Annotated in this window: 5 protein-coding genes; 1 reads left to right on the top strand and 4 read right to left on the bottom strand. The window is 66.5% G+C overall.

Translation table 11 applies throughout. The annotated features are described in order from the left end of the window. A partial coding sequence (locus tag EOA24_RS43430; protein ID WP_245501889.1) for a hypothetical protein occupies positions 1 to 188 on the bottom strand: 188 nt, incomplete at its 3' end. A 43-nt stretch (positions 189 to 231) separates the two neighbouring features. Here EOA24_RS43430 and EOA24_RS43425 point away from each other — a divergent pair. Next, positions 232 to 654, top strand: a complete 423-nt coding sequence (locus tag EOA24_RS43425) for a nuclear transport factor 2 family protein (protein WP_245501888.1) — start codon at positions 232 to 234, stop codon at positions 652 to 654. Here the strand turns inward: EOA24_RS43425 and nhaA are convergent. From nhaA to EOA24_RS30425, 3 genes are all read right to left on the bottom strand, one after another. Then, on the bottom strand, positions 651 to 1838 hold the full coding sequence (gene nhaA, locus EOA24_RS30435; protein WP_127257610.1) for a Na+/H+ antiporter NhaA: 1188 nt from the start codon (positions 1836 to 1838) through the stop codon (positions 651 to 653). The genes EOA24_RS43425 and nhaA overlap by 4 nt on opposite strands. A 278-nt stretch (positions 1839 to 2116) precedes the next feature. Further along, entirely contained in the window at positions 2117 to 2680 is a 564-nt protein-coding gene (locus EOA24_RS30430) for an ActR/PrrA/RegA family redox response regulator transcription factor (RefSeq protein WP_108703014.1), read from the bottom strand. Positions 2681 to 2904: 224 nt separating this feature from the next. Further along, a partial coding sequence (locus tag EOA24_RS30425) for an ActS/PrrB/RegB family redox-sensitive histidine kinase (RefSeq protein ID WP_128774470.1) occupies positions 2905 to 3766 on the bottom strand: 862 nt, incomplete at its 5' end.

The following is a 3766-nucleotide window of genomic DNA, read 5'->3' as shown; positions in this document are numbered from 1 at the left end:
ACATTGCCGACGACGGGCCCGGCCCGGAAGCGCGCTACGAGGCTCGCGAGGCGGTACGGCTCGCCTTTGTCGCGGCGATCCAGCTGCTGCCGCCCAGGCAGCGCGCGACGCTGCTGCTTTGCGACGTGCTCCGGATGGTCCGCCGTCGAGACCGCGCAATTGCTGGGCGGAACCACCGCCTCGATCAACAGCGCCTTGCAGCGAGCGCGAACCAAGCTGGGCGAACGCCAGGTGCGCCCGCCGCAGCGGTCCCGGCCCAGCGCGGGCGAAGGCGTGCTGCTCGAACGCTATATGCAGGCCTGGCAGACCGACAATCTGGACGGGCTCGTCGAGCTGCTGCGCGAGGACGCCATCTACCACATGCCGCCATGGCAGGAATGGTACCGCGGACATCAGGCGATCGGCGCTTTCCTGGCAAGCGTCTGGGGCAATTTTGCCGGCTATCGGGCGGTGGCCGTCGGCGCCAATGCCCAGCCGGCGGTGGGCATCTACGCGCTCGGCCGCCGGGATTCCATCTGGCGGCCGCATTCGCTGCATGTCATCGAAGCCGCCGACGGCAAGATCGCCTCGCTGACGATCTATGTCCCGCCGCTCGGCCCCGCCCTGTTCGAGGCCTTTGGCCTACCGCCGGAGCCACTTGCCTTAAGGGTCTAGTCCACATCCTCATCCGCGCCGGCCGCAGGCGCCGTCAGCAGCACGGCGGCGCCCAGCAGCGCGGCAACCAGCGAGCCGGCGAGGATGCCGACCTTCACCGCGTCCTGGAGCGCCGGGTCGCGGACGAAGGCGAGCAGGCCGATGAACAGGCTCATGGTAAAGCCAATGCCGCAGAGCAGCGAGACACCCAGCATATGCAGCCAGCCGGCATTGACCGGCAGGTCTGCGAGGCCGAAGCGGATGGCCAGCGCCGAGGAGCCGAAGACGCCGACCAGCTTGCCCAGGACCAAGCCAGCGGCGACGCCCAGCGTCAGCGGCTCGACAAGGGCCGCGAAGCTCAGGCCGCCCAGCGAGACGCCGGCATTGGCGAAGCCGAAGATCGGGATGATGAGAAAGGGCACGAGCTTGTGCAGGCCGTGCTCCAGCCGGTGCAGCGGCGAATGTTCAGTATCGTGGCTGATGCCGGGAGACCGCTCCAGCGGGATGGTGAGCGCCAGCGCGACGCCGGCCAGCGTGGCATGCACGCCCGACTTCAGCACCAGCACCCACAGGACGACGCCCAGCAGCAGATACGGCCAGAGCTTCATCGCCCGCATGCGGTTGAGCACGACCAGCAGTGCGATGACGGCGAAGGCGGCGGCCAGGTATGCGAGCGACAGGCCGCTGGTGTAGAACAGCGCGATGATGATGACGGCGCCGAGATCGTCGATGATGGCCAGGGCGGTGAGGAAGACCTTCAGCGAGGCCGGCACGCGGCTGCCGAGCAGCGACAGAACGCCGAGCGCGAAGGCGATGTCGGTGGCGGTGGGGATCGCCCAGCCGGAAAGCGCCGCCTGATTATCGCGATTGATCAGGACATAGACCAGCGCCGGCACCACCATGCCGCCGGCGGCGGCGATGCCGGGCAGCACGCGGCGCGGCCAGGTCGAGAGCTGCCCGTCGAGCATCTCGCGCTTGATCTCCAGCCCGACCAGCAGGAAGAACACCGCCATCAGCCCGTCATTGATCCAGTGCGAGACGCTGAGCGGCCCGAGATAAGCGTGGAGCACGGCGAAATAGGTCTCGGCCAAAGGCGAGTTGGCGACGATGAGCGCCAGGGCCGCGGCCGCCATCAGGATGATGCCGCCCGCGGTCTCGCCGTCGAGGAATTCGCGCAGGATCGATTTCGGCTGTTCGTCTTGCATGGGCTCCTCTCTCACCAGCCTGTTGGCCGAGAACCTGTCGTCCAATGATGCGCAGCGTCAGCGGCGATGCAAGGCCGAACGTCCGTCGCTTCGTCATCCACGGGCGAAGCAAGGAGCGAAGCGACGCAGCGCAGACCCGAGGATCCATTCCGTTACATGGGAGCGGTGCCAACGGTGCAGAATTCTGCTCCGCTGCATTCTTCGGCCAAGGTCACGGCATGGATCCTCGGGTCTTCGCGCCGCTTTGCGGCGCTACGCCCAAGGATGACGAAGTTTGTTCAGCGCGGCGCCCGCTTGGCGAGAATCCGCTGCAGGGTGCGGCGGTGCATGTTCAGCCGGCGCGCCGTCTCGGAAACGTTGCGGTCGCACATTTCGTAGACGCGCTGGATGTGCTCCCAGCGCACGCGGTCGGCCGACATCGGGTTTTCCGGCGGCGCGGCACGTTCGCCGGAGGTGCGGGTGAGCGCCGCGAAGACGTCGTCGGCATCAGCAGGCTTGGAAAGATAGTCGATGGCGCCGAGCTTCACCGCCGTCACCGCGGTGGCGATGTTGCCATAGCCGGTCAGGATGATGGCGCGGGCGTCGTCGCGCTTTTCGCGGATGGCTGCAACGACATCGAGGCCGTTGCCGTCGCCGAGACGCATGTCGACCACCGCATAGGCCGGCGGATGGGCGCGCGCCTTGGCGACAGCCTCTTCGACGCTTTCCGCCGTCTCGACCACGAAGCCCCTGGTTTCCATGGCCCGGGCGAGCCGGGTGAGAAAGGGCTTGTCGTCCTCGACGATGAGCAGCGAGGTGTCCTCGCCCTCGACCATTGCGCCAGCCGTCTCGTCTCCGCTCATCTTATCGGCACCCTATTGACCAAAGCGCTACCCGTCGAAACGAATTCCGGCGAAGGCGCTCGAAGTCCATGTTTTTCGGGCATGCCGCTTTTCCAGACACAATTTTGGGCGACATGCTTCACTTTTACGCAGATACAGTCCCGCAAGAGCAATGTCCAATTTTTAGAGCCGGCAACAGAGCTGCCATGCGGTAATTGCAAGGTCTACGCACCATCCAGCCAAGGTTACGCATTGTCGAACATGGTGGCCGAAGCCTGATCCTGGTTGAGGAAGACGCCACGCGGCCAGACGACCTGCACCACCGCGCCTTCGCCGAGCCCGCTCGAATTGCGGAAATCGATAGTGGCGCCGGACCGTTCCAGCAAGGTCTTGGCGATGAACAGACCAAGCCCCAGGCCGCCGCCCGCCTCCGTGCCCTGGCGCGTCGACATATAGGGCTCGCCGATGCGGTCGATGATCTCGGCCGGGAACCCCGGCCCGTCATCGGTGATGGAGAAGGTGACCGTCTCATTGTCCCAGCTCCAGCTGACGGTGACCGACTTGCGGGCGAAATCGACAGCGTTCTCGACCAGATTGCCGAGCCCGTAGATGACGCCGGGGTTGCGCTGGCCGACCGGCTCGGGGCCGATGCGCTCGCCGGGCCGCAGCCGGATCGAGATGCCGAAATCGCGGTGCGGCGCCGTCACCTCCTCGATCAGCGAGGTGAGCGGCATGCGCGACAGATGCGCTTCGCCTTCCGAGGACAGGCTGGTCAGCCGCTTCAGGATCTCGCGGCAGCGTTCGCTCTGCGAGCGCAGGAGCTTGACGTCCTCGCCGTATTTCGGGTCCTTGCCGAGCGCCTTTTCCATCTCCTTGGCGACCACAGTGATGGTGGCCAGCGGCGTGCCGAGCTCATGCGCGGCGGCGGCGGCCAGCCCGTCCAGCGCCGAAAGATGCTGCTCGCGCTGCAGCACCAGCTCGGTGGCGGCCAAAGCGTTGGCGAGCAGGCGCGCTTCCGCCGCGACGCGGAAGGCATAGATCGCGGTGAAGGCGATCGAGGCGAAGACCGCCATCCACATGCCGGCGACATAGATGAAGGGCATCGGC

Origin of the sequence: Mesorhizobium sp. M2A.F.Ca.ET.039.01.1.1 (assembly GCF_003998035.1) — a bacterium.
In the GTDB taxonomy this organism is placed as follows: Bacteria; Pseudomonadota; Alphaproteobacteria; order Rhizobiales; family Rhizobiaceae; genus Mesorhizobium.
This window is presented reverse-complemented; position numbering and strand designations above follow the sequence as displayed.